This is a genomic window from Ruegeria sp. K11, assembly GCF_056531905.1.
Genome location: NZ_JBQFMP010000001.1, coordinates 415579 through 439507 on the forward strand (window position 1 = coordinate 415579; position 23929 = coordinate 439507).

At 59.2% G+C, this 23929-nt stretch carries 26 protein-coding genes; 7 read left to right on the top strand and 19 right to left on the bottom strand.

Translation table 11 applies throughout. The annotated features are described in order from the left end of the window. Positions 1–10: 10 nt before the first annotated feature. Entirely contained in the window at positions 11–316 is a 306-nt protein-coding gene (locus ACR0K4_RS02100) for a hypothetical protein (protein ID WP_480852621.1), read from the bottom strand. Positions 317–535: 219 nt separating this feature from the next. Between ACR0K4_RS02100 and ACR0K4_RS02105 the strand changes: the two genes are divergently transcribed. The 4 genes from ACR0K4_RS02105 (at position 536) to ACR0K4_RS02120 (ending at position 3050) form a co-directional block, all read left to right on the top strand. Next, on the top strand, positions 536–751 hold the full coding sequence (locus ACR0K4_RS02105) for a twin-arginine translocase TatA/TatE family subunit (protein WP_117868756.1): 216 nt from the start codon (positions 536–538) through the stop codon (positions 749–751). Between the two features lie 6 nt (positions 752–757). After that, positions 758–1216: a Sec-independent protein translocase protein TatB gene (gene tatB / locus ACR0K4_RS02110; RefSeq protein ID WP_480515178.1), complete on the top strand. Its 459-nt coding sequence runs from the start codon at positions 758–760 to the stop codon at positions 1214–1216. Further along, a complete protein-coding gene (gene tatC, locus ACR0K4_RS02115; protein ID WP_480852622.1) occupies positions 1213–2088 on the top strand; it encodes a twin-arginine translocase subunit TatC in 876 nt (291 codons plus the stop codon). The genes tatB and tatC overlap by 4 nt, the downstream gene beginning before the upstream one ends. 119 nt (positions 2089–2207) lie before the next feature. Continuing rightward, positions 2208–3050: an ATP-binding protein gene (locus ACR0K4_RS02120; RefSeq protein ID WP_480852623.1), complete on the top strand. Its 843-nt coding sequence runs from the start codon at positions 2208–2210 to the stop codon at positions 3048–3050. 62 nt (positions 3051–3112) lie between these two features. On the opposite strand, the gene ACR0K4_RS02125 is transcribed toward ACR0K4_RS02120, so the two are convergent. The 18 genes from ACR0K4_RS02125 to ACR0K4_RS02210 all read right to left on the bottom strand — a co-directional run bounded on the left by ACR0K4_RS02125 (position 3113) and on the right by ACR0K4_RS02210 (position 20308). Then, positions 3113–3757 (bottom strand): SDR family NAD(P)-dependent oxidoreductase, encoded by a 645-nt coding sequence (locus ACR0K4_RS02125; RefSeq protein ID WP_480515173.1) that lies wholly within the window; start codon positions 3755–3757, stop codon positions 3113–3115. A 42-nt stretch (positions 3758–3799) separates the two neighbouring features. Then, positions 3800–4048 (bottom strand): hypothetical protein, encoded by a 249-nt coding sequence (locus ACR0K4_RS02130; RefSeq protein ID WP_480852624.1) that lies wholly within the window; start codon positions 4046–4048, stop codon positions 3800–3802. A 279-nt stretch (positions 4049–4327) separates the two neighbouring features. Then, positions 4328–5851 (bottom strand): amidophosphoribosyltransferase, encoded by a 1524-nt coding sequence (gene purF, locus ACR0K4_RS02135; protein WP_480515170.1) that lies wholly within the window; start codon positions 5849–5851, stop codon positions 4328–4330. A 42-nt stretch (positions 5852–5893) separates the two neighbouring features. Then, positions 5894–6034, bottom strand: a complete 141-nt coding sequence (locus ACR0K4_RS02140; protein ID WP_480515168.1) for a hypothetical protein — start codon at positions 6032–6034, stop codon at positions 5894–5896. Positions 6035–6497: 463 nt separating this feature from the next. Beyond that, positions 6498–7064 carry a CvpA family protein gene (locus ACR0K4_RS02145; RefSeq protein ID WP_480515166.1) on the bottom strand — a complete coding sequence of 189 codons (567 nt, stop codon included), beginning with the start codon at positions 7062–7064 and terminating at the stop codon, positions 6498–6500. A 37-nt stretch (positions 7065–7101) separates the two neighbouring features. Beyond that, positions 7102–8466, bottom strand: a complete 1365-nt coding sequence (gene radA / locus ACR0K4_RS02150) for a DNA repair protein RadA (protein ID WP_480852625.1) — start codon at positions 8464–8466, stop codon at positions 7102–7104. Positions 8467–8586: 120 nt separating this feature from the next. Beyond that, a complete protein-coding gene (locus tag ACR0K4_RS02155) occupies positions 8587–9369 on the bottom strand; it encodes a DNA repair protein (RefSeq protein ID WP_480852626.1) in 783 nt (260 codons plus the stop codon). A gap of 148 nt (positions 9370–9517) precedes the next feature. Continuing rightward, positions 9518–9970 (bottom strand): paraquat-inducible protein A, encoded by a 453-nt coding sequence (locus tag ACR0K4_RS02160; RefSeq protein ID WP_480515160.1) that lies wholly within the window; start codon positions 9968–9970, stop codon positions 9518–9520. A 426-nt stretch (positions 9971–10396) separates the two neighbouring features. Continuing rightward, positions 10397–11143, bottom strand: a complete 747-nt coding sequence (locus ACR0K4_RS02165) for an ABC transporter ATP-binding protein (protein WP_480852627.1) — start codon at positions 11141–11143, stop codon at positions 10397–10399. Next, positions 11140–11922, bottom strand: coding sequence for an MlaE family ABC transporter permease (locus tag ACR0K4_RS02170; RefSeq protein WP_480515155.1), 783 nt, complete (start codon positions 11920–11922; stop codon positions 11140–11142). The genes ACR0K4_RS02165 and ACR0K4_RS02170 overlap by 4 nt, the downstream gene beginning before the upstream one ends. After that, positions 11919–12953: an alanine racemase gene (gene alr, locus ACR0K4_RS02175; RefSeq protein WP_480852628.1), complete on the bottom strand. Its 1035-nt coding sequence runs from the start codon at positions 12951–12953 to the stop codon at positions 11919–11921. Before alr ends, ACR0K4_RS02170 begins: the two co-directional genes overlap by 4 nt. Before the next feature lie 193 nt (positions 12954–13146). Beyond that, on the bottom strand, positions 13147–14223 hold the full coding sequence (locus ACR0K4_RS02180) for a Hint domain-containing protein (RefSeq protein WP_480852630.1): 1077 nt from the start codon (positions 14221–14223) through the stop codon (positions 13147–13149). Between the two features lie 102 nt (positions 14224–14325). Next, positions 14326–15816: a replicative DNA helicase gene (locus tag ACR0K4_RS02185; RefSeq protein ID WP_170653712.1), complete on the bottom strand. Its 1491-nt coding sequence runs from the start codon at positions 15814–15816 to the stop codon at positions 14326–14328. Between the two features lie 258 nt (positions 15817–16074). Next, positions 16075–16752: an orotate phosphoribosyltransferase gene (locus tag ACR0K4_RS02190; protein ID WP_480852631.1), complete on the bottom strand. Its 678-nt coding sequence runs from the start codon at positions 16750–16752 to the stop codon at positions 16075–16077. Between the two features lie 125 nt (positions 16753–16877). Beyond that, positions 16878–18059 carry an ammonium transporter gene (locus tag ACR0K4_RS02195; protein WP_480852632.1) on the bottom strand — a complete coding sequence of 394 codons (1182 nt, stop codon included), beginning with the start codon at positions 18057–18059 and terminating at the stop codon, positions 16878–16880. A gap of 145 nt (positions 18060–18204) precedes the next feature. After that, positions 18205–18687, bottom strand: coding sequence for a CinA family protein (locus ACR0K4_RS02200; RefSeq protein ID WP_480852633.1), 483 nt, complete (start codon positions 18685–18687; stop codon positions 18205–18207). Then, positions 18684–19181: a phosphatidylglycerophosphatase A family protein gene (locus ACR0K4_RS02205; RefSeq protein WP_480852634.1), complete on the bottom strand. Its 498-nt coding sequence runs from the start codon at positions 19179–19181 to the stop codon at positions 18684–18686. The genes ACR0K4_RS02200 and ACR0K4_RS02205 overlap by 4 nt, the downstream gene beginning before the upstream one ends. Further along, positions 19178–20308 (bottom strand): bifunctional 2-C-methyl-D-erythritol 4-phosphate cytidylyltransferase/2-C-methyl-D-erythritol 2,4-cyclodiphosphate synthase, encoded by a 1131-nt coding sequence (locus ACR0K4_RS02210; protein WP_480852635.1) that lies wholly within the window; start codon positions 20306–20308, stop codon positions 19178–19180. Before ACR0K4_RS02210 ends, ACR0K4_RS02205 begins: the two co-directional genes overlap by 4 nt. Positions 20309–20488: 180 nt before the next feature. Here ACR0K4_RS02210 and dusB point away from each other — a divergent pair, with 180 nt between their 5' ends. From dusB to ACR0K4_RS02225, 3 genes are read left to right on the top strand one after another with little or no spacing between them, the layout of a single operon-like run. After that, entirely contained in the window at positions 20489–21472 is a 984-nt protein-coding gene (gene dusB / locus ACR0K4_RS02215) for a tRNA dihydrouridine synthase DusB (protein WP_480852636.1), read from the top strand. After that, positions 21469–22551, top strand: coding sequence for a two-component system sensor histidine kinase NtrB (locus ACR0K4_RS02220; protein WP_480852637.1), 1083 nt, complete (start codon positions 21469–21471; stop codon positions 22549–22551). Before dusB ends, ACR0K4_RS02220 begins: the two co-directional genes overlap by 4 nt. Beyond that, positions 22551–23918: a response regulator gene (locus ACR0K4_RS02225; RefSeq protein WP_480515134.1), complete on the top strand. Its 1368-nt coding sequence runs from the start codon at positions 22551–22553 to the stop codon at positions 23916–23918. Before ACR0K4_RS02220 ends, ACR0K4_RS02225 begins: the two co-directional genes overlap by 1 nt. The last annotated feature ends 11 nt before the right edge of the window (positions 23919–23929 follow it).

Below are 23929 nucleotides of genomic sequence, written 5' to 3' on the forward strand. Positions count from 1 at the left end.
TGATCCGCGTTTAGGCGGTCATGTTCCATAGTACGGTTTCATGGCGCATCTGCGCGCTTTCGGGGTTGATCGCGGCCATCAGGGCGGGCGCAAAATCCTGCTGCATGAAGGCTGCGGCGGCTTCTTCTGCGGATTTCATGTCGGTCCAGATGACATAATCCGTCCAGCGGCCATCCGCGCCCTGGCTCAGTTGACGATGGGCGAAACCGGGCGCGGCGCGGACGAAGGCTTCGGTCGTTTGGCTGAGTTTCACGAACTCTTCGGGTTTTACGCCATCTGCCAGGGTGAACGTGACGATTTCTGCGACATGGGTCATCTGAGTCTCCGTTGATCAGGGTTTGATGCCCTGTTCCTAACGATTACCAACTGACATAAACCTGTCAGTTGAGAAATGCGAGTCCTCAAAAAATGCGGGTTTGGCCGGAATTTGATCGTGGATTTGATCTGTCTCACTTTCTCCGGGCGCCGTCCGGGCGTAGACACGGGGCCAGATCATATTTCCGGCGCGTGGCGCCGACGCAGAAGGAGACAAGACATGCTTAACAATATCGGCCTTCCAGGCCTGCTGCTGATCGCTGTTGTGGTGCTGGTGCTGTTCGGTCGCGGCAAGATCAGCTCGCTCATGGGCGAAGTGGGTAAGGGCATCACCGCATTCAAGAAGGGCGTCAAAGACGGATCGGAAGAGCTGGAACAGGACGCATCGGAACTGGCCAAGGACGTCACGCCCGAGACCGAGAAAGACAAGGTCTGAACATAGATGTTTGATCTGGGCTGGACCGAGCTTCTGGTCATCGGAATCGTTGCACTGATTGTGGTGGGTCCAAAAGACCTGCCCGTGTTGTTTCGCAATGTCGGGCGTTTTGTCGGCAAGGCGCGCGGCATGGCGCGCGAATTCAGCAGCGCCATGAATGAAGCTGCCGATCAGGCGGGTGTGAACGAGATCAAGAAAGGTCTGAACGCTGCGACCAACCCTGTCAGCACGGCTATGGAAGGTGTGAACGAGGCTGCGCGCGATGTGGCCAAGTCGCTTGATCCGACCAAGTTTGATCCGGATAGCGAAACCGGAAAGCTGGCTGCGGAACGCGCCGAGCAAGCCAAGAAGATACAAGCCACGACGGCGCGGGCCGCCGCCGAGCGCAAGGCCAAGGAAGCAGCCGAGGCCTTGACCAAAGCGGAAGAGGCCGAAGCGGCGTTGAACACTGAAAGCAAGACATGACCAAAACGGACGAGATCGAGGATTCCTCGGCCCCTTTGATCGAGCATCTGGCGGAACTGCGGACCCGGTTGATTCACTGCGTCGTGGCGTTTCTGATCGGAATGATCATCTGTTTTTCGGTGGCCACGCCGCTGTTCAACTTTCTGACCCAACCGCTATGCGAAGTTCTTACAGAGCGTGGCCAGGATTGCGGTTTGATCTTCATCTCGCCGCAAGAGGGCTTCTTTGTCGCGATCAAGGTTTCTCTGTTGGGTGGCTTCATTCTGGCCTTTCCCTATATCGGGATGCAAATGTGGCGCTTTGTTGCGCCGGGCCTGTATAAGTCCGAGAAGAATGCATTCCTGCCGTTCATGCTGGCCTCGCCCTTCATGTTTCTTCTGGGGGCGAGCTTTGCCTTCTACGTGGTCACGCCGCTGGCTTATGATTTCTTTCTGGGCTTCCAGCAATTCGGAGCCGAAGGAGAGGCCGTAACCGACGGCACCGCTGCCGCGCCGCTGAGCGTGGTGTTTCAGGGCTCGGCACAGGAATATCTGAATCTGACGATCAAGTTCATTGTCGCCTTTGGCTTGTGTTTTCAGCTGCCGGTGCTGCTGACCCTGATGGGTAAAGCGGGGTTGGTCAGCGCGCAGGGTCTGGGCGAAGTTCGCAAATACGCGGTGATTGGCATCCTGGTGCTCGCCGCCATCGTCACCCCGCCGGATGTGATCACGCAGATCATCCTGTTTGTGGTGGTCTACGGCCTTTACGAAGTGTCCATCTTCCTCGTCGCCCGGGTCGAGAAAAAGCGCGAGGAACAACTCCGCGCCGACGGCTATTACGATGATGAAGCCGAAGCCGATGCCGAGATGATGCAGGAAGAAGAAGGAAAGTAATCCAGCCCGGCTGAAACGAAAAGGCGTGCCCGGGATCGGGCGCGCCTTTTTCGTGCCGCGCCCTTGTTGAGACTGCGGGAAAATGGTTTGAAAAGCGCATGTGCAGACCGGAGGCAAATATGAATGAAGAGGCCCTGAACCGTATCGCCGACGCGCTCGAACGGATCGCACCCGCGCCTCTGGCGGCCCCGGATTTCAATGTAGCGCCGGCATTTGTCTGGCATGTCGACCCGGACCGGCTGGAGCCGGTGACGCAGGTCAATCGTGTCGATCTGGACCTGTTGGTGGGGATCAACCGGTCCCGGGACACGCTGCTGGACAATACGCGACGCTTCGCGTCGGGCTACAAGGCCAACAACGCGTTGCTTTGGGGGGCACGGGGCATGGGCAAATCCAGCCTCGTCAAGGCCGTGCACGGGACTCTGTATTCGGATTATCCCGATCTGAAGCTTGTTGAATTGCAACGCGAGGATATGGGTTCGGTCGCGCGACTGCTCAACCACCTGCGCGCCGCGCCGCATCGGTTTATCCTGTTTTGCGATGACCTGTCGTTCAGCCACGATGACCAGCATTACAAGTCGCTCAAGGCGGTTCTGGACGGCGGCATCGAAGGCCGCCCCGAAAACGTCGTGTTCTACGCCACCTCGAACCGCCGTCATCTGATGCCCCGGGACATGATCGAAAACGAACGCTCCAGCGCCATCAACCCGTCCGAAGCGGTCGAGGAAAAAGTCTCACTGTCGGACCGGTTCGGCCTGTGGCTGGGCTTCCATCCCTGCGATCAGGATGAATACCTGGCGATGATCGATCGCTATTGCGCTGCCTACAAAGTCTCGGTGGACCCCGACATCTTGCGGGCCGAGGCTATCGAATGGCAAGCCACTCGCGGCGCACGTTCGGGACGGGTTGCGTGGCAGTTCTTCGTCGATCTGGCCGGGCGCAACGGCACCCATATCGCCTGATCGGCCCGCTTCATCTTTTCCAAAATACTCCCGCCGGAGGCCTGGCCCGGTAAGGGCCAGTCTTACAGCAGGGCCAAAATCCGGATGGCTTCATCCGTCGGGCTGGTCAAGACATCCCGATCCTCGCCGGGGTGAAACCTGGCGCGTACCGCAGTGGGCATCGGCGCGGGCTCAACAATCGAAACCCGGGGCCCGGTTCGTTCGGTTTCAACGGCCCAACTGCGGGCCAAGGCCATCTGCGCACCCTTAGTGGCACCATAGATGCCATAGAACTTCTCGCCGGCTTTCGGATCGTCGAAAAACACCGCGTGGCCGGTTTCTCCCAGCAAGGGCGCGACATAGGGAATTAGAATCGAGGTCGCCGTGGCATTGGTGCTTACCGCCTTCGCCCATTCCTTGGGATCAATGAAATGCGTGGGTGTCAGGGCCGAGGTGTGAATGGCGGTATGCAGCCACAAATCAACCTTGCCCCATCGGTCGTGAATCCCGCGGCACAAGGTGGCCATGGCGTTCGGATCGGCAATATCCATCGGGGCCAGTGTGGCAGCGCCACCTTTGGCCTGAATGCGATCGTCCAGCTCCTCCAGCCCACCTGTGGTGCGGGCGACGGCGACGATATGATACTCAGGGGCCAGCGCCTCGGCCAGTGCGGCACCCAACCCGCGGGACGCCCCGGTGACAAGGGCAATTTTGGTCTGATCGGTCATGACTGCGGTTTGACCCGCCGCGCGCAAGGCGTCAAGGCAGGATTAGCTGCCGGGGATGGTGATCCGCCGGGTCTGGCCGCTTTGTCGCAGCATCACGCCCTCTGCATCGATGGCAATGACCGAGCCTGAAGACACCCGGCTGCCGTGCCCGACCTCTTTCACGCGCCCCGATGCCAGACGGATTAATGCGCGCATCTCGGTTTTGGGGCCAAAGACTCCAAGCAGAGACAATGAATTCCTCTTGAGCGCGCGCCGTTGCGTGGCCGCGCTTTCGACAGTTGCATTGGACATGATCTGTGGTCAGAGCTGAGCGCCCGACCCCTTGTAGTGAGTGGTTGGTCAGGCGCGGGGCTATCAAACGCGATCCGGAAACAAAAGCCGGTCGTCCGGTCGCGTTGGGTCATGTGCAGGACGCCCCGGCGAACTCTTTGCGATCACATCCTCTTCTCCGCGAAGTTGTGCGCGGAATTCCACCGGTTTGGTTCGGGTGCCTGTCAGGATCGCGCAGATGGTAACAATATCGCCGCGCTGAAGGTCACTTGATTCGCAGGGTCCACACAGCCTGAGCCCTTAACCTGATGCCAGCTTTGCAGCGTTCCAGGACCCTCCGGGAACCTGCATGTCCTGCCTTTTCTTGCTGACCCGGTTGCTGTTTTCCAGGCTTTCCAGATAATCCTCGCTGACGCTGCCAGTGATGTATTTCCCGTCAAAACATGAACAGTCGAAGGCTTCGATCTCGGGGTTGCCTTCCTTGGCCGCCCAGATCAGATCGTCCAGATTCTGATAGAACAGGGCATCTGCCCCCAGTTCCTGCCGAATCTCCTCGATCTCTTTGCCGTTCGCGATCAGTTCATGCTTGGTGGGCATGTCGATGCCGTAGACATTGGGATATTTCACCGGCGGCGAGGCGCTGGCGATATAAACTTTCTTGGCCCCCGCCTCGCGGCACATCTGTACGATCTTCTTGATCGTATTGCCCCGCACGATCGAGTCGTCGATCAACAGCACGTTATGCCCGTCAAATTCCAGCGGCACCGCGTTCAGTTTGCGGCGCACGGATTTCTGTCGTTCGGCCTGACCGGGCATGATGAACGTGCGCCCGACATAGCGGTTTTTGACCAGACCCTCGCGATAGGGAATGCGGGTAATCTTGGCGGCCTCAAGCGCGACGGGGCGGGCGCTGTCGGGGACGGGGATAATCCGGTCGATCTCAAGCCCGGAGTCTTCGATCTGTTTGGCCAGTGTTTGACCCATGCGCATCTGGGTCTTGTAGACCGATACACCGTCCAGCAGTGAATCCGGCCGCGCAAGATAGACATATTCGAAGATGCAAGGTGTCAGGCTGCCTTCAACGGCCTGAAACTCGTGCATCTTGCCGTCAAGGTCGATCAGGATCGCCTCGCCGGGGCGCAGGTCGCGCAGTTTCTCGAACCCGTTGATGCCAAAGGCTACATCCTCGGACGCAAACGAATAATCCGCCCCGGCACCGTCATTTTCGCGCATGGCCACGGATAACGGGCGAATGCCGAACGGATCGCGGAAGGCCAGCATCCCGACGCCTGCGATCAGGCAGATGACGGAATAGGCACCCTGCACACGTTCCATGGTCATTTTCACGCCGGCAAAGATGTTACGGATCGGGTCCGCGTTGCCATTGACCTTGATCGCATCGGCGACCTTGTCCGCCAGAACGTTCAGCAGAATCTCGGAATCGGACGTGGTGCGCAGGTGACGGCTGTATTTGCCGGTCACTTTCTCGCGCTGCTGCGCGGTGTTGGTGATATTCCCGTTGTGGACCAGATAGATGCCATAAGGCGCGTTCACAAAAAACGGCTGCGCTTCGGCAGCACTCAGCGAGCCCGCGGTGGGATAACGGACATGGCCCATGCCGACCTTGCCCAACAGGGTCTCGGCGTCCTGCGCGTTGAAGACATCCTTGACCAGACCGTTGGCCTTTTTCTCACGAAAGTATTCGCCATTATAGGTGACGATCCCCGAGGCATCCTGTCCCCGGTGCTGCAACATCAGCAGCCCGTCATAGATTTCCGCAAACACATCATGCGTTCTGCTTGCGATCCCCAAAATCCCACACATGTACGGGCTCCAATTTCTATGACGTTATGGCGGTGAGAGCGTTCAATGGAACAGACCGGACTGACAATATGTGGACACCTGAGAGGTCTGTCGCAGATCGTCCAGACGGCACAAAACCGCATGTGACAAGACAGCCAGCACAAGACACAACAGATACAGCAAGATCGGCAGCTCCGATTCCATGTCGGTTCGGCCTTCACATAATGCCTAACGCAGCGTGTGTCATCAAAGGATCACATTCTTGAGCACATGCTGATTGATTTTGGGATTTTGTGTCGCAGCAGGTGACAAACCGGAGTGCGTGTGCTGTCGTTACGTAAGTTTGTTTCCTGTTGCGTACCAGTAACCAGATTGGATGCCCCCATGTGGCAACACAAGGTCAACAAAAAGAAAGAGACACCGCATAAACGCCGATGCCACCGTTGCCGCGGGGCCGGACGTGCGCCCTGCGAGATCTGCAAAGGCAGCGGTGAGCTGATCAAGAGCCGCGATCAATATGGCAAGCCGATCTCAAGCCGGTGTGACGGTTGTTTCGGGCTGAAAAACACGCGCTGCACAGTGTGCGGCGGTGAAGGGTTCATCTGATCCCAAAAGCCGAAAAAGCCCGGCTAGACCGGGCTTTCTTGTCCATCATGTCTTATAGGCCTTAACCTTCGGTTCCGGCCGTGCAGCTGGCAACCAGTTCTTCATATTGTGCGGTGACCCAACCCAGCGCGGCTTCGGGGTTCTGCTCTTCGATCTGACCGCTGAACTGCTCGAACACCTTGGCCGAGCGGCTTTCATCGACCAGCGTGTACGACTGACCGGTCATCACCGTGTCGTAGACAAAGAACGCGATCGCGACCAAAAGAATACCGCGCGCTATTCCAAAGAAGAACCCAAGCGCCTGATCCAGCCCGCCCAAAGCTGATCGCTGGACCAGCGAGGAAAACAGCGGAGTGAATATGCTGACCACGATCAGCGCGATGGCAAAGACTGCAGCAAAGCCGGTGATAACCGACAATTCGCAACTGTCACGCAGGAACTCTCCGACCACCGGGATTTCCTTGACCAGAGGCACAGCCTGTGGGGCAAAGATGAAGGCCAGCACAGCGGCCGCGACCCAGCCCGCGATGGCCAGAACCTCGCGCATGAAACCGCGCGAATAGGCCAGAATGCCCGACAGCACGATGATCAGGGCAACGACCCCGTCAATAATAGTAAAACCTTCCATGGCCCTCGCCTGTTTTTCTGCCCCTCGGGGCGCGACCTTAACCTGCTCCGAAGGTTTCGCCAACAAACCCCACCAAATCAGAGGGTCGGGTGAGTGTCAGACCTGCCACAGTGCCGGTTTTGCCACCCGCCGGAGCAATTGCCGCGGTGAAACCAAGTTTTTGCGCCTCTTTCAACCTGTTTTCGGTCTGCGGGGCGGGTCTAAGTGCCCCGGACAGCGAGATTTCTCCGAAAACCACGGTGTCTGCCGGCAGGGCAGTGTCTTCGCGGGCACTGAGCAGCGCTGCGGCGACGGCGAGATCGGCGGCGGGTTCGGATACTTTCAGGCCACCGGCCACGTTCAGATACACGTCGAGCCCCGCGAAGGGGATGCCGCAGCGGGCCTCGAGCACCGCGAGGATCATCGCGAGGCGTCCGCTGTCCCAGCCAACGACCGTGCGCCGGGGCTGAGAATGGGGCGAGGGGGCGACGAGGGCCTGCAATTCGACCAATACCGGACGGGTGCCCTCGATACCTGCAAACACGGCTGAGCCGGGGCTGGGTGTGCCGCGTTCCGACAGGAACAGGGCCGAGGGGTTGGTGACCTGCGCCAGACCCTTGCCTGTCATTTCAAACACACCGATCTCATCGGCGGGGCCAAAGCGGTTTTTGACGGCACGCAGGATGCGGAACTGATGACCGCGTTCGCCCTCGAAATAGAGCACGGTGTCAACCATGTGCTCAACCACACGAGGGCCCGCGATCTGGCCTTCCTTGGTGACATGGCCGACCATGATGATCGAAACGCCGTGACGTTTGGCAAACGTCGTCAATTCATGGGCTGCGGCCCGGACCTGCGACACCGACCCCGGTGCGCTGTCCACATTGTCGGCCCACATGGTCTGAATCGAGTCGATGATCGCGAGGCCGGGCCTTTCGGCCTCAAGCGTGGTGAGGATATCGCGCAGATTGGTTTCTGCCGCCAGTTGGACCGGGGAGTTTTCCAGCCCCAATCGGCGCGCGCGCATTCTTACCTGCGCGCTGGCTTCCTCGCCCGAGACATAGATGGTCTTGATGCCATTGCGGGCAAAGCGGGCGGCGGCCTGTAGCAGAAGGGTGGATTTGCCGATGCCGGGGTCTCCGCCCACCAGCAGGGCAGAGGCGGGGACGAGGCCGCCGCCCAGCACCCTGTCCAATTCCTCGACGCCGCAGAGGGTGCGGGGCGGGGGTGTTTCCTCGGTGGACAGGTCCGTGAGTGTGATGGACTGGCCCCGCTTGCCACCGAGGGATTTCTTGGCGGGCCCGGCTGAAAGCGGGACGTCCTGTGCGATAGTGTTCCATTCACCGCAGGCGTCGCAGCGACCGGACCATCGGGTATGTGAGGCGCCGCAGGCCGTGCAGGAGAAAGTGTTCGTCTTTGCCATGCGGCACTTGGTGCCTCAGGTCGGGCGGTTCTTCAAGCCCTTGCGGGCATTCATCTCCGCCGGTGGTGGCCGCCGCCTCGGGCCCAGATGGGCCCTCGTTGGCGGCGGGCGCTGGTGCGCCTATTCGGCGGCGCGAGGGGGAGACATTGCAATGACACTGTGCGTTCCGGGTTCGGTGTCATCTGATGAACTTTGAAGTTGGGCCGACAGTTCGGGCAGCAGGTCGAACAGCTCGTCACGCAGCCGGGCCAGTTGAGATTTGGCGATGGATTCCTCGATCTCGATATCGCGGGTCCATTGGCGCAACTCGTGCTGAACGGTCTGAGCGTCCTCGATCCGGGCCTGGAACTGCTCGACCTCTTCTTGACGTTGCTTCAGGAAAGCACGCGCCCGATCGACCTTGGCGTCACCATAAGTATCCGCCAGTTCCTGACTGATCTGGCTCATTTGCGCAGCCAGTTCCAGAACCTGCGGCTCGAGCGCTTGCAGATCGGGATGATCGCGCAGAAAAGCCATACGCTCCTTGACCGCATCGAACTCGGATGACAGGGCAAAAGCCCCGCTGCGGTCGGCGGCATGGGCCAACTGGTACGCTCCGGCCACGTCCTGCATGTTCATGGTAAACTTGCGATGGGTACTCTCCAGCGCCATCATGCGTGCGTTGGACGGCAGGTAGAAGGCAAGCATAACGACCAGCGCGGTCAGTCCTGATTGAACGTAAATTCCGGCATCTATGACGCTGCCATTTGCGAACCCTGCCTGCATTGACAACCATGGCAGAACGCCGGCGGCAGCCAATGCGGTGGTCGTCACTGCGAACAAAGCCGCCGCGCAGATCAGGAAAAAGGTTAGTTTCAGAAAGATGTTCTGAAATTGCAGAGTAACTCTATGAAGGGCGGCCATGATCATCGATCTCCTTCTTCAACCGAAATAAAACCGGGTCAAAGCAGAGGACAATCAAGCACGATATGATCCGCTGCGGACCGGTGAACTACAAACACGTTGCTGCTCGAAATATCTAAATGATACTTAGAAATGCGTTTTCAATCAATTAGGTCTGAGCTTTTCGTGAACCGAATGTCATCTCTGTAATATGACCCAAGGCCAGCGAGGCCAAAATACAGCCGGTAAACAGGTAGAGACCCCATGCGGTCTCGACAGTCGCGTATGAGATGCCCTTGGCCAGCGTGATGTAAAGCGCGATGAGGAATATGTCGGCCATTGCAAGCTTGCCGAGCACATTCAGAGCGGGCTGCACGCGCGGGTCCAGCAGGTTCCATTGCACCAGCGCGGTGCCGATGGTTTTGATGTAGGGCGCGAAGAGGGCGAAGATGGTGACGATCAGCGCGAGGAAAATGTCGGATTTCCACAAGGACTGGAGCCCAGTGATGACGCTTATTTCGCTGAGGCCGAAGATCGGGAGGAGCCCTGCGCGCATCAGCGGGGCGAACCACGCGATGGGGTAGAGGATCAGGAGGGAGAGGGTGGCGAGGCGGAGGGTCATAAGTTGCTAAAGATCCTCAAAGTCTATAGGGCAACTATATTATGGAGCGCATTGAGTGCACATACAGAATTCTCAGAGTGATCGAAGACCACTATCCAAATGCCCGGAAAACTTGAGAAAATGCGATCGTTACCGCAATTCCCACAGGGATACAGGCAAATCCAAGCACTCTCGCCCATTTTGGCAATTGGCTCTTTCTCTCGGGTACGCTGACTATTACGAGAATAAATAGAAAAGCCCAAATATTGCTTAAAACAAATAGCATTGAAGACTGCACAAAAAGTGAAAGAAAAGCCGTTAGACCTGCAAGAATCAAGTTACCAGCAAGCAAGGGCATCTTCCTGAAACAGACGACGACCAAGCATAGTGCGTAAAGCCAGCAAGCTGGCCATCCATACAATACTAAATAACTCAAGAAAAACTGGTTCACCGCACCGCCTCAATCGGCCCCTCAGCACTCCCGCTGATAAACTGCTCCACATAAGGATCACCCGAGGCGTCCATCTGACCAACCGGGCCGGTCCACTGGATGACGCCTCCGTGCAGCATGGCCACGTTGTCGGCAATGGCGCGGACCGAGCTCATGTCGTGGGTGATGGTCATCGCGGTGGCGCCCATCTCGGTCACGATTTCGCGGATCAGGTCGTTGATGACGCCGGACATGATGGGGTCAAGCCCCGTGGTGGGCTCGTCGAAAAATATGATCTCGGGTTCGGCGGCGATGGCACGGGCGAGGCCGACGCGTTTTTGCATGCCGCCGGACAGCTCGGCCGGGAAGCGGTCTGCGACGTCGGATTTCAGGCCAACGCGGCGCAGTTTCTCGATGGCGATTTCGCGCGCCTCTTCCGCAGGGCGTTTCAGCGAGCCGCGCAGCAGGCGGAAGGCGACGTTCTGCCAGACGGTCAGCGAGTCAAACAGCGCCGCGCCCTGAAACAGCATCCCGAACCGTGCCAGAAACGCATCCCGGTCACCTTTGCTGGCGTCTTTACCATCGACATAGATCATGCCGCTGTCGGGCTTGATCAGGCCGAGGATGCATTTCAGCGCAACCGACTTGCCCGTGCCCGACCCGCCAATGATCACCATCGAGGTGCCCTTTGCAATCTCAAGGTTCATGCCTTGCAGGACGTGGTTCTCGTCAAAGGCCTTATGTACGTTCTCCATCCGGATCATAGCGAGAAGAACACCCCTGTCAGAATGAAGTTGGCGGCCAGAATCAGGATTGCGGCGGATTCGACCGAGGATTTGGTGGCGCGCCCCACGCCCTGCGCCCCCCGGCCCGAGTCCATGCCGTAAAAGCAGCCCATGATGGCCGCGATCAGGCCAAATGCGGCGCCCTTGACCAGAGAGGAGACGATGTCCCGCATTTCGAGGAAATTGACCGTGTTCAGCAGGTAGGTTGCCGGGTTGAACCCAAGGTTCTGGGTCGCCACCACATAGCCGCCTGCAATGCCGATGATGTCTCCGATCCCGACCAGCAGCGGCACGGTGATCAGCGCCGCCAGAACGCGGGGCGCAGTCAGGTATTTCATCGGATGGGTGGACAAGGTGACCAGCGCGTCGATCTGCTCGGTCACTTTCATGGTGGCAATCTCGGCGGCGATTGACGAGGTCACGCGCGCGGCGATCATCAGGCCGACCAGAACCGGACCCAGTTCACGTACCATGCCGATGGCGACGATCTGGGGCACCACGGCCTCGGCGTTGAAACGTGCGCCGCCTGCGTAGATCTGCAGCGCCAGCGCGCCGCCGGTGAAGATGGCGGTCAGGCCGACAACGGGCAAGGACAGCCAGCCGACATTCAAAAGCGCAACCGCGAACTCCCGCGGATAGAAGGGCGGGCGAAAAATATGCGAAACCGCGTCCAGCGCAAACAGCGCGACGCGGCCGAACGTTGCCAGCAGGGTCAGGACGGCGCGTCCCAGCCCGCCCAGCATATCAAGAGGGTTCATTCAACGTAGCCCCGCGAAAAACGACTGCCCAAAGAGGTCAGCACCTCATACCCGATCGTGCCTGCGGCCTCGGCCAGATCGTCGACGGTCTGGTGTCCGTTGAGGATGCGCAGGCTTTCAGGATTAAAGGGTAGGTCGGTGACGTCAATGGTAATCAGGTCCATTGAGACACGTCCGACCACGGGGCAGGGCATATCCCCTGCAAATGCATCAATTCCGCCACCGATTGCGCGGTGCAGGCCATCGGCATACCCCGCCGCCACGGTCGCGATGCGCGACGGGCGGCGCGCAGACCAGCTGTTGCCGTAACCGACGGTCTCACCCACGGCAACGTCGCGAATCTGAATCACCGGCAGATCAACAGTGACCACGGGCCTTGCCCCGGCAAACGGCATCCCGCCATAGAGGCCAACGCCGGGACGGCAGAAATCGAAATGGTATTCCGGACCCAGCAAGGTGCCACCGGTCGCCGCCAGTGACCGGGGTACAGTCACACCGTCAGTCATCTGCCGGAAGGTCAGCAATTGCTGACGGTTCATCGGATGCTCGGGTTCATCCGCACAGGACAGATGGGACATGATGACGGCAGGGTTCGCCGCCAGAGCTTTGCTGCGCAATTCGGCCCAGTCTGCGGGTTCCAGGCCCAGCCGGTTCATGCCGGTGTCCAGCTGAATGCCGAACGGATGATCTGGCAATGCCTGCATGTGGCGTTGAAATTGCGGGCCCGAATTGATCAGCGGGATCAGGTTATGCGCTGTCAACAGGTCCGCGTCCTGTTCCATGTGGCCCGAGAACACAAAGATCGAGGGTTCGGGCCCGACCGCCCGGCGTACTGTCACGCCTTCCTCGGCAACCGCGACGAAAAACTTTTGCACACCTTCTTCGGCCAGCGCACGAGACACCGGTTCGGAGCCCAGCCCATAGGCGTCCGCCTTGACCACGGCGGCTGTCTCGACGTTGGTTTTGTCATCCAGCGCCTGCCAGTTTTGCGTCAGTGCGTGGAGGTTGATTGTTAGACGTGCGGTACTCATGATCCCGTTCATGCCATTGCGCCGCACAAGGTCAAGAGGAACCTTGCGTTTACCCGCAATCATATGCCGATGTTCCGGCAGATTTTGGCTGGTATGATATAAAATCAGGGTTTTCGGTACGCGTTACCTGCTGAAAAAGCTGACCCTAATTGTGTCGAGCTGAAACATAAATCAGGTTCAGAACGCGCATCGTTTACCTGTTTTGATCGAGAAGCTCTGAGTTTCGCGCAGAAGCCTGACATAACAAAGGTTTATTGTTGCTGACATGACGGGCGATCAGTTTCTTCTGACGCTTGTTGCTGGGGATGTGGCATGACGATGGCATCGTGCTGTGCTCGGACAGGTCAGGGAAAAGCGTCAGAACCTCTTGCAGCGCTTCACGCGGCAAGGTGCCCAGGGCATGCGGGCCCAGAAACAGGCTTTCACTGGGTGCGCCTTCCGCGAACAAAACGACATGAGTTTCAAATATCAGATGGTAATACGTGATGCTGGGCAACTGGTCATCCAGACAAACACCGGGTAGGGCGGTCAGGTGGATGGCTGATATCAGGACGGTGTCTTCGCCGAACATGCGGCGCGCGATGGGCGAACTTGTCAGCATCCTGTGCTGCCGCGACACCAAAAGATCCCGGCGGGGCAGGTCCTGCCCCAGTGCTCCGGCCAGAATACGCACGGGCCGCAGTTTCGGCATCTTCATCAATTCCGATGTCCGCAGCGTCCGAGACAATACCAGCCTAAGTTCCTCATAGCGTCCGTTGTGGGTCAGTACGCGGTCGCCGGGTTGCAGGTCTTCGATGGGAACCTCGCCTTTATCGGTCATGATGCGGGTGCCGGTGGTAAAGCAGGGCGCACCGGGGTTGGGGTTTGGATCGACGAAAAAGTTCACACCGTCCCTTGAGCTGAGGGACGAGGTTGAATCGTTTCCGTTCGTTCCGACCTGGGTCGATGTCAGCCCGTCTGCAGCGCCTTCGTTGGCGGTGACTTCCCGGTCGAAGGACACAAAGCTCAGCACATTGCCGTTTTCGGTCAGCGAGACAGCGCCAAATCTGTTAATGGGGGCCGTGACCACGTAATAGTCGAAATTGCCAACCGTGGTCATCGTGGCGTTGCTCAAATCCGTCGAACTGCGCAGGGATCCGTTGGTGTTATACACATCCACCGACAGGCCTGAAACATCGTCACCTGTAGGAACGCGGATTTCAATGTAGTCTTGATTGGGCTGGAAACCCGGACCATTGCGATATCTGATTTCAGAGATGATTGCGGTCAATGGATCAGGGCCTTGGCCTGTGCGGGTTCATCAAATCCTAACACAGACGAGATGAACCCCCAATGAACCAATTTCAAACAATTATAAGCAGTTGCCGACCAATCAATACCCTTCGATCTGACCTTCTTGCTGCCATGGCTTGACCAGATTACCAAAACGGGTGAACTGCGCCTCGAACGACAGTTCAACTGTTCCGATGGGGCCGTGGCGCTGCTTGCCGACGATGACCTCGGCCTTGCCATGCAGGCGCTCCATGGCCTGCTTCCACTCTTCCATCTTCTCCAGCTCGTGATCGCCGGGCTTTTCGCGCTCTTTATAGTATTCCTCGCGGAACACGAACATCACCACGTCGGCATCCTGTTCGATCGAGCCCGATTCCCGCAGGTCGGACAGTTGCGGGCGCTTATCGTCGCGGTTTTCCACCTGACGCGACAGCTGGGACAGGGCGATAACCGGGATGTTGAGTTCTTTGGCAATCGCTTTCATGCCCATCGAAATCTCGGCGATCTCGTTAACGCGATTGTCGGACATCCCCCGACACAGCTGCAGATAGTCGATGACCAGCAAGTCCAGCCCATGCGTTCTCTTCAGCCGCCGCGCACGCGCGGCGAGCTGAGAGATCGGGAGGGCGGGGGTGTCATCTATGAATAACGGGCAGGCTTCCAGTTCCTTGGCGGCGTCCACAAAACGGCGGAACTCGGCCTCGGTCATGTCACCCTGACGGATTTTATGAGAGGAAATTTCAGAGGCTTCGGCCAGAACCCGGCCTGCCAATTGTTCGGCGCTCATTTCCAGTGAAAAGAATCCAACGACGCCGCCGTCTACTGCGCCTTCGGTTCCGTCCGACTTTTGGCCGCGCTTATAAGCCTTGGCCACATTGAACGCCACGTTGGTTGCAAGCGAGGTTTTTCCCATCGAGGGACGGCCCGCCAGAATGATCAGATCAGACGGATGCAGGCCCCCCAATTGCTTGTCCAGGTCGGCCAGACCGGTGGAAATCCCCGCCATGCCGCCACCGCGCTGGTAGGCCTCGTTGGTGACGTTGACGGCTTCTGTGACCGCCTTGAGGAAGGATTGAAACCCCTGTTCGGTCTGGCCCTGCTCGGACAACTGATAAAGCTGCTGCTCGGCCTCGACGATTTGTTCTTTCGGCTCGCTGGAGACATCGACCCGCGCCGCCTTGTCCGAGATGTCGCGGCCCAGCCGGATCAGCTCGCGCCGGATGGCCAGGTCATAGATCATCTGGGCATAATCATGCACCGCAAAGGCGCTGATCGAAGCCCCGGCCAGCTTGACTAGATAGGCTGGACCACCCAGTTCCTTCAGGCCATCATCATCAGCCATGAAGGATTTCAGGGTTACGGGTGAGGCCAGCGCATTCTTGGCGATGCGTGCGGCCGCCACCTCGTAGATCCGTGAGTGGACCGGGTCAAAAAAGTGCTCGGCCCCGATGATCGAGGCGACACGATCATAGAGATCATTATTGGTCAGAATCGCGCCCAGAAGCTGCTGCTCGGCCTCAATCGAATGCGGCATGGTTTCGGCATTCTGAATCTGTGCCGCCGCCTGCTCGATACTGCTTATCTCGTTCATTTCGTCCCCGCTGCCCGTGCTGAGGTTCTACGCGTCCAGCCCGGTTCAAGCTATCTGCAAATGAATGGGGGTAAGTTGGGATAACCGCCCCCGGCTTCGGGATAACTGCCCATCTGAATGGGGATAACTTCCGCCTAGTTTTACACGAGAACGGTGCCACCGCAACATTTGGTGTTGGTTTTGTGAGTTGTGACTAAATAGGCGAGTTTCGAGGCGATTCGAAAATCAACTATCCCCGAGCAGTCCACAGGCCAGAAGTTACGATTTATGCGCTTCCTGCCAGCCCCGGGGGTCGTTCAGGAAGGCTTCGACACCGCTAAGGGTTTCTTCATCAAAGGCCTTTTGCGCTCTGGCCTCGGCCAGAACATCCCACCACGTGCAAAGGGAATGCAGCTGAATGCCATGATCGCCCAGCGTCTTCTCGGTCTCGGGGAAAATGCCATAGTAGAAGATCACCGCCGTATGACCACAGGTCGCGCCGGTTTCGCGGATCGCATCCACGAAGGATAGTTTCGAGCCGCCATCGGTGGTCAGATCCTCGACCAGCAGCACCCGTTCGCCTTCGCTCATCGCGCCTTCGATACGAGCGTTGCGACCGTAGCCTTTCGGTTTCTTGCGCACATAGGTCATCGGCAGCGCCATGCGTTCAGCGACCATTGCGGCGAAGGGGATGCCTGCGGTCTCACCCCCTGCGATGTTGTCGAAGGCCTCGAACCCCGCGTCGCGCATCACGGTGACGGTCAGAAAGTCCATCAGGGTCGAGCGGATGCGGGGGTATGAGATCAGTTTGCGGCAGTCGATATAGGTCGGGCTGGGCAGGCCCGAGGCTAGCGTGAACGGCTCGCGCGAATTGAAGTGCACGGCTTTGATCTCCAGCAACATGCGCGCGGTCAGGCGGGCGATTTCGGTGCTGTCGGGGAAGGAACTGGGGATCATGGCGCAAACCTCTGGGCTGAAACACGTTGCGGGCTGATAGCCTGCTTGCGCCCCCAGAGTCGATAGGCCGAAACAGAAAAGCGGGCCCGCCAAGGCCCGCTTTTAGCGTCCGTGCTGAAACCCGCTCAGCTGCTCATGTCATAAGCGCGTTCGCCGTGCACCGACAGGTCAAGCCCATTGGTCTCGGTCTCGGCATCGACGCGCAGCGGAGTGATCAGGGAAACAAGTTTGATCAGCACAAAGGTAACAACCACAGTAAAGATACCGACGATGACCAAACCGCCCAACTGAGCCGTCCATGCCCCCAAACCGAAAACGGCGATCATGATCGTGCCGAAGATGCCGCCGACGCCGTGCACCGCGAAAACGTCCAGCGTATCATCGATGTTGAATTTGTTGCGGATAATATTCACCGCCTCCTGACACAGCACACCGGCGACCGCGCCGATGATCAGCGCCTGAACCGGCCCGACATAGCCCGAGGCCGGGGTGATCGAGGCCAGACCGGCAATCGTACCCGTCACCAGGCCCACCATCGAAGCCTTGCCATATTTGATCCGCTCATACAGCGCCCATGTCAGCGACGCGGTGGCGGCCGAGATATGTGTCACGGTCATCGCCATCGCAGCGCCTCCGTCGGCGGCCAGTTGCGAGCCGCCGTTGAAGCCGAACCAGCCGACCCACAGCATCGCAGCGCCGATCATCACAAAGCCCGGATTGTGCGGAGGCGTGGTGCGGTTGCGGCGGGGCCCAAGGGCAACGGCGATCACCAGCGCGGCCAGACCCGCAGTTTCATGCACCACGATGCCGCCCGCAAAATCGCGCACGCCGATTTCGCCGAGGATGCCGCCATCGGTCAGGATGCCGCCGCCCCAGATCCAATGGACGACCGGTGCGTAGCACAGCAGCATCCACAGGGCCGAGAAGGTCAGGACAAAGCCAAAACCCACGCGCTCTACATAGGCGCCGACGATCAGGGCAGGGGTGATGATGGCGAAGGTCATCTGGAACGCAAAGAACAGGACTTCGGGCAGATTGCCCGACAGGCTGTCTGCGTCGACGCCGTTCAGAAAGGCTTTGCCCAGACCGCCCCACAGGCCCGATCCACCGTCACCGAACGCGATGGAATAGCCTGCGACCAGCCACAGGATGCTCATCAGACATGCGATTGAAAAGCAGTGCATGAAGACGCTCAGCACGTTTCGGGCGCGCACGAGGCCGCCATAGAACAGGGCCAGGCCCGGAAGTGTCATGAACAGGACCAGGGCGGTTGCCACTATGATCCAGGCTGTGTCGGCTCCATTCATCGGCCGGTCTCCTCTTCAACTTGCGTGGCGGGCGTTGAAGCGGAGGGCGGGCGTGGAAAAAAGAGGCAGACCCCGAAATAGTTGCCTGTTTTTGGGGCTTTTGGCGAAGTGACGATTAAATGTGCGTCAAATGGGGGTGTTCGCCCTATTTTTGAGCGATTGAAGAAAGCGCCTTTGCCAGCAAGTCCAACGCATGGTCGCGGGCGGCACTGCGCACATTATCCCGACCCAATGCGCCGAATTCGATGGTTTCCGTCGTGGTTGTCAGGCCGTCGCCAGCCAGCCCGAAACACACGCGCCCCTCGGGTTTGAACTCGGACCCGCCGGGGCCAGCGATGCCGGTGATTGAGACGGCCAATTGCGCCTGCGACTGCCGCAGCGCGCCCTCGGCCATCTCGCGGGCGACGGGTTCGGATACCGCGCCGTTCGCGTCCAGAGTTTCGGCCCGGACGCCCAGCATCTGCTGCTTGGCCTCGTTCGTATAGGTGACAAAGCCACGTTCAACGACCGCCGAACTGCCGGGGATATCGGTCAACGCTGCGGCCACCATGCCACCTGTGCAACTTTCGGCGGTGGCGATCATGATGCCCTGCGCCTTGGCCTGATCCAGCAAATCGGCAACGTTCATAGCCCCATCACCACATGCGCGATCCCGGCCAGGATCAGAACGCCGACGGCGGCGAAGACCCCGGCGATGACGTCGTCCAGCATCACGCCCATCGCATCATTGCGCCGGTCCGCCCAACCGACGGGTCCGGGTTTGGTGATGTCGAACAGGCGGAACAGGATGAACCCCGCGACCCATCCAGGCCAGAGCGCCGTGATCTCGATCCCATGCGCCCATGAGGGGTAAGAGATGGCCCACAGTGCGATAAACTGCCCGGCGACCTCGTCGATGACGATTTCCGAGGGGTCGTGGTTGTCCTGACCTGCGGTCATGACGCGCGTGGCCCAGAGGCCGGCGAAGAACGCGGCAATGGTGGCAAGGACCAGCAAGGGAAACCCGCCAAGTGTGTGTAAAGCCCAAACCAAGGGCAGGGCGATCAGAGATCCCCACGTCCCCGGTGCAGGACGCAGGTAGCCGACACCGCAGACGGTTCCGATCAATCGCGCGACGCTCATGATTTCACCAGACAAGCTGTTGCAAGTGACGCGATGCCTTCACTGCGTCCGGTAAAGCCCAGGCGTTCCGACGTGGTCGCCTTGACCGAAACCTGATCAGCGCGCAGCCCCATGATCCGGGCCATTTCTTCGCGCATCGCGGGCGCGTAGGGGCCGATCTTGGGATATTCACAGACCAGTGTGCAATCAACGTTCGAGATGCTGAAACCCATTTGCCCGGCCAGCGCGACCGCGTGGCGCAGGAAGATCTCGCTGGCCGCGCCCTTCCATTGCGGGTCCGAAGGCGGAAAGTGCTGGCCGATATCCCCCCGAGCCAGGGCGCCATAGATGGCATCCGTCACCGCATGCATCCCCACATCGGCGTCCGAGTGGCCCTGCAACGACCGGTCATGCGGTACCTTTACGCCGCATAGGGTGACGTGATCACCGTCCCCAAATCGATGCACGTCATAGCCATTGCCCAGTCTTACATCCATATTCGTTCCCAATATACGTTCGGCGCGGGCAAAATCCTCGGGCCGGGTGATCTTAAGGTTATCGGCATCGCCCGGCACGATGGCCACATCCAGCCCGGCTGCTCGAGCCACTTCCACGTCATCGGCGGCCCCTCCGGGGTGGGCGGCATGAGCAGCGACAATGGCGTCATAGTGAAACCCCTGCGGTGTCTGAGCCGCAAACAAACCGGTGCGATCCTGCGTGCCGGTCACTTGCGCCTTGTCACCGGTCCAGAGCGCGTCGGTCACGGTCAGACCGGGCGCAGCTGCGGTGTGTTCTTCCAGCGCTGACAGAACCTCAATAATGATCCGGTCGCTGACGCAGGGGCGCGCGACATCATGGATCAGAACGCGGGTCACACCCTGATCTGCAAGCGCAGCCAGCCCGTTGATCACCGATCCGGCCCGGTCAGCGCCGCCGGGTGCAAGTGTGAGATTCGAGTTGCGAAATTCAACCCAGGCGTCATCGTCGTCTTGCGCCAGAACCAATACGATCTGATCCACATGCCCTTTGAACGCTGCAAGCGCCCAGTCGGCAACGCGTTTGCCGCCCAATGGTCGCCATTGTTTGGGCGTGCCACCCCCGGCGCGGGTTCCGCGCCCGGCGGCAACGATGATGGCGGCGGTGGTCATGGTGCTGCGTCTCCTGCTTGGGCCCCTGTTTAGGGGGCGGTGAATGGAGAGGCAATCACCCGAACAGGAGTGATTAATTATTAGGCAACTGATGATTTAGCAGGCTTGAATGCTGTCGTTTTGTTGTTCATACGCTGCGATTTCGATATTACTGCCTCGAATGCTCAAGGATTAAGCACATTGTCACTCCGTCTTGCTGAAAAGGACTTGTCGCCACCGGTACTGCTGGCTCCGATGGCCGGAATCACTGATCGGCCTTTTCGCGATCTGGTGATGCGGTTCGGCGCGGGAATGGTGGTCAGTGAAATGGTGGCCAGTCAGGAAATGGTTCAGGCCAAGCCCGGCGTGCGTGAACGGGCCGAACTGTCGGCGGATGTGGAGAACACGGCCGTGCAGTTGGCCGGGCGCGAGGCGCACTGGATGGCCGAGGCCGCCCGTCAGGTTGCGGATCGGGGCGCACGGGTCATCGACATCAATATGGGCTGCCCGGCCAAGAAGGTGACGAGCGGGTATTCCGGCTCGGCGCTGCTCAAGACACCGGATCATGCGCTGACATTGATCGAAGCGGTGGTGAAAGCCGTTGATGTGCCGGTAACCCTGAAAACGCGGCTGGGCTGGGACGATGCCCTTTTGAATGCACCGGACGTTGCGCGGCGGGCGCAGGAGGCCGGTATTCAGATGGTCACGATCCACGGACGAACCCGCTGTCAGTTTTACAAAGGTCAGGCTGATTGGCGGGCAATCCGGCGCGTGAAAGATGCCGTATCGGTTCCGGTTATTGCCAATGGGGATATCGTGGACACCGGTTCCGCCCGGACCGCGCTGGCTCAGTCTGGTGCAGATGGGGTGATGATCGGACGAGGCGCACAAGGCAAGCCCTGGTTGCTGGCCCAAGTATGCCATGACCTCTATGGCACCGGGGCCCCAGCGATTCCCGATGGCAATGATCTGATCGGGATGGTGCAGGCCCATTACCAGGCCATGCTGGATTTCTACGGACCAGAGCTTGGGTTGCGGGTCGCGCGCAAACATCTGGGCTGGTACATGGACGAAGCCGCAACCCCTGCGCAGCTGCGGCGCGCCGTCTTGACCTCTCGCGATCCGGCCGAGGTGATGCGGATGTTGTGCGACGCTCTGAGCGGCAATACCGAGGTGGCGGCATGACCTCGGATCAAAGCATTTGGGCGTCGTTGCCCGTGCCGGCCTTCATTATTGACGGTGATGACAAGATTACCGATGTCAATTCCGCGGGCGAGGGATTTCTGAACGCATCGCGAAAGGCCGTAATTGGTCATCCCGTCTGGGATCAGATCGCCGTTGACGCACCATTGGAAGAAGCCTTTCAACGCGCGAGACAGTTTGGGACGCCACTGTTTGTCAATGATGTCGATGTCGGATCAGGCAACCGCGCGCCATTGCAATGCGCCTTGCAGATCGCGCCTTTGATCGACCATCCGGGCATGATGATCATGATCATCTCGCCACGTGAGTTGTCGGGGCGGATGACCCGGGGCAACACGGTGAAATCGGCAGCGCAATCTGCCATCGGCATGGCCGAGATGCTGGCGCATGAGATCAAGAACCCGCTGGCCGGGATTACCGGCGCGGCGCAACTGCTTAGCATGAATATCTCATCGCAAGATCTTGAACTTACCGATCTTATTGTTGCTGAAAGCAGGCGGATCGTGAAGCTGTTGGAGCAGGTGGAGCAGTTCGGAAACCTGTCCGCGCCGGACTTCAGGCCCGTCAATATACATGATGTTCTGGATCGCGCGCGTCGATCGGCCTTGCTTGGGTTTGGCGCCCATATGACCATCATCGAGGATTATGATCCGTCGTTGCCCCTGGCTTACGGTGATCCTGATCAGTTTTTGCAGGTCGTGTTGAACTTGCTGAAGAACGCCTCGGAAGCCGCTGATCCCAAAGGTGGAACAATCCGTCTGCGGACGTATTTTGAACACTCCTTCCGTCTGCGCCGCAGCGATGGGTCGGGCCATTCGCTGCCGCTGCAGATCGAAATAATTGATGACGGCCCGGGTTTGCCGGACAAAATCCGCAGCGATATTTTCGACCCTTTTGTGTCCGGCAAGGAAAATGGCACCGGGCTTGGCCTGGCGCTGGTGAGCAAGATCGTATCTGACCACAACGGCTGGATTTCGGCGGAGTCCGTGCCCGGACGCACAGTGTTCCGCCTGTCTCTGCGCCGCGCCCCCGGCCAAACCGATAATAAGGAGAGCACCTGATGGATGGCACAGTTCTGGTCGCGGATGACGACCGCACGATCCGCACGGTTTTGACACAGGCACTGACGCGAGCGGGGTGCAAAGTCCACGCAACATCTTCGCTGACCACCCTGATGCGCTGGGTTGCCGAGGGAAAGGGCGACGTGGTGATCTCGGATGTGGTGATGCCGGATGGAAACGGGCTGGAGATGCTGCCCAAAATCTCGGAGGACCGGCCCGGTTTGCCGGTGATTGTTATCTCGGCTCAGAACACGATCATGACGGCCATTCAGGCGGCCGAAGCGGATGCCTATGATTACCTGCCCAAACCGTTCGATCTGCCGGACCTGATGAAGCGCACGGCGCGCGCGCTGGACCAAAAGCAGCGCGTTCAGATCGAACCCGCTGACGAGCGCCAGGACAGGCCGGATGATCTGCCACTGGTTGGCCGTACGCCGATTATGCAGGCGCTGTATCGTCTGGTTGCGCGCGTGATGAACACCGATTTGTCGGTCATGATTTCTGGTGAAAGTGGGACTGGTAAATCACTGATTGCGCGTGCTATTCACGACTTTTCCGATCGCCGCACCTTACCCTTTGTCACCGCAACAGCGGCGGATTTGCGCGAACTGGAAGGTCCGGCGCGGGTGATGGCGCGGGTGCGGGGCGGAACGCTCCTGATCGATGAAATCGCCGATATCGATGATGAGATTCAGGCGCGGATCGTGCGGATGATGGACACGCCGGGCGATCATGTGCCTCGGTTCATGGCCACCAGCCAGTCCGACCTGACAGACGCGATGGAAAGCGGTCGGGTGCGGCAGGACCTGTATTATCGTTTGTGCGGCGCGACAATCCATGTGCCGGCGCTGCGCGAGCGGGTTGATGACATCTCGCTGCTGGCCGAGCATTTTCTGGTGCGTGAGGAGCGGGAAAGCGGCGCTAAACGCTGGCTCAGCCCCGAGGCCGTCGAGCTGGTGCGCATGTATTCCTGGCCCGGCAATGTGCGCCAGCTTGAAAACGCGATCCGGCGCCTGAGCCTGACCAGCCGCGCCGACGAAATCTCGAAAACCGAGGTCGAGGCGGTTCTGGGCAGCCAACCCGAGGCCGAGCCGGTTCTGGGTGACGGTGAGCGCGAAAAACTGTCGACATCGGTCGAGCGGCACCTGCGTCGCTATTTCGACCTGCACGGCAATATTCTGCCGCCGCCGGGTCTCTATCAGCGCATTTTGCGCGAGGTCGAGGCGCCATTGATCGAAATTGCGCTGGATGCGACCGGAGGCAATCAAGCAAAATGTGCTGATCTTCTGGGGATTAACCGGAATACGTTGCGGAAAAAGATCACTGACCTCGATATTCAGGTGACACGTCGCCGCAAACTGATGTAATATCGCCACAC

Excerpts from the sequence above, each read along its gene's own strand:
- ACR0K4_RS02200 (WP_480852633.1), bottom strand. The coding sequence starts at position 18,687 with ATGAACGTTGCCGATTTGCTGGATCAGGCCAAGGCGCAGGGCATCATG.
- ACR0K4_RS02220 (WP_480852637.1), top strand. The coding sequence starts at position 21,469 with ATGACCTCGGATCAAAGCATTTGGGCGTCGTTGCCCGTGCCGGCCTTC.
- ACR0K4_RS02210 (WP_480852635.1), bottom strand. The coding sequence starts at position 20,308 with ATGACCACCGCCGCCATCATCGTTGCCGCCGGGCGCGGAACCCGCGCC.
- ACR0K4_RS02170 (WP_480515155.1), bottom strand. The coding sequence starts at position 11,922 with ATGAACCCTCTTGATATGCTGGGCGGGCTGGGACGCGCCGTCCTGACC.
- purF (WP_480515170.1), bottom strand. The coding sequence starts at position 5,851 with ATGTGTGGGATTTTGGGGATCGCAAGCAGAACGCATGATGTGTTTGCG.
- ACR0K4_RS02125 (WP_480515173.1), bottom strand. The coding sequence starts at position 3,757 with ATGACCGATCAGACCAAAATTGCCCTTGTCACCGGGGCGTCCCGCGGG.
- ACR0K4_RS02190 (WP_480852631.1), bottom strand. The coding sequence starts at position 16,752 with ATGATCCCCAGTTCCTTCCCCGACAGCACCGAAATCGCCCGCCTGACC.
- ACR0K4_RS02100 (WP_480852621.1), bottom strand. The coding sequence starts at position 316 with ATGACCCATGTCGCAGAAATCGTCACGTTCACCCTGGCAGATGGCGTA.
- tatC (WP_480852622.1), top strand. The coding sequence starts at position 1,213 with ATGACCAAAACGGACGAGATCGAGGATTCCTCGGCCCCTTTGATCGAG.
- tatB (WP_480515178.1), top strand. The coding sequence starts at position 758 with ATGTTTGATCTGGGCTGGACCGAGCTTCTGGTCATCGGAATCGTTGCA.
- ACR0K4_RS02130 (WP_480852624.1), bottom strand. The coding sequence starts at position 4,048 with ATGTCCAATGCAACTGTCGAAAGCGCGGCCACGCAACGGCGCGCGCTC.
- alr (WP_480852628.1), bottom strand. The coding sequence starts at position 12,953 with ATGAGTACCGCACGTCTAACAATCAACCTCCACGCACTGACGCAAAAC.
- ACR0K4_RS02145 (WP_480515166.1), bottom strand. The coding sequence starts at position 7,064 with ATGGAAGGTTTTACTATTATTGACGGGGTCGTTGCCCTGATCATCGTG.
- ACR0K4_RS02120 (WP_480852623.1), top strand. The coding sequence starts at position 2,208 with ATGAATGAAGAGGCCCTGAACCGTATCGCCGACGCGCTCGAACGGATC.
- ACR0K4_RS02205 (WP_480852634.1), bottom strand. The coding sequence starts at position 19,181 with ATGAGCGTCGCGCGATTGATCGGAACCGTCTGCGGTGTCGGCTACCTG.
- radA (WP_480852625.1), bottom strand. The coding sequence starts at position 8,466 with ATGGCAAAGACGAACACTTTCTCCTGCACGGCCTGCGGCGCCTCACAT.
- ACR0K4_RS02105 (WP_117868756.1), top strand. The coding sequence starts at position 536 with ATGCTTAACAATATCGGCCTTCCAGGCCTGCTGCTGATCGCTGTTGTG.
- ACR0K4_RS02160 (WP_480515160.1), bottom strand. The coding sequence starts at position 9,970 with ATGACCCTCCGCCTCGCCACCCTCTCCCTCCTGATCCTCTACCCCATC.
- ACR0K4_RS02165 (WP_480852627.1), bottom strand. The coding sequence starts at position 11,143 with ATGATCCGGATGGAGAACGTACATAAGGCCTTTGACGAGAACCACGTC.
- ACR0K4_RS02225 (WP_480515134.1), top strand. The coding sequence starts at position 22,551 with ATGGATGGCACAGTTCTGGTCGCGGATGACGACCGCACGATCCGCACG.
- ACR0K4_RS02155 (WP_480852626.1), bottom strand. The coding sequence starts at position 9,369 with ATGGCCGCCCTTCATAGAGTTACTCTGCAATTTCAGAACATCTTTCTG.
- ACR0K4_RS02185 (WP_170653712.1), bottom strand. The coding sequence starts at position 15,816 with ATGAACGAGATAAGCAGTATCGAGCAGGCGGCGGCACAGATTCAGAAT.
- ACR0K4_RS02140 (WP_480515168.1), bottom strand. The coding sequence starts at position 6,034 with ATGGAATCGGAGCTGCCGATCTTGCTGTATCTGTTGTGTCTTGTGCTG.
- ACR0K4_RS02195 (WP_480852632.1), bottom strand. The coding sequence starts at position 18,059 with ATGAATGGAGCCGACACAGCCTGGATCATAGTGGCAACCGCCCTGGTC.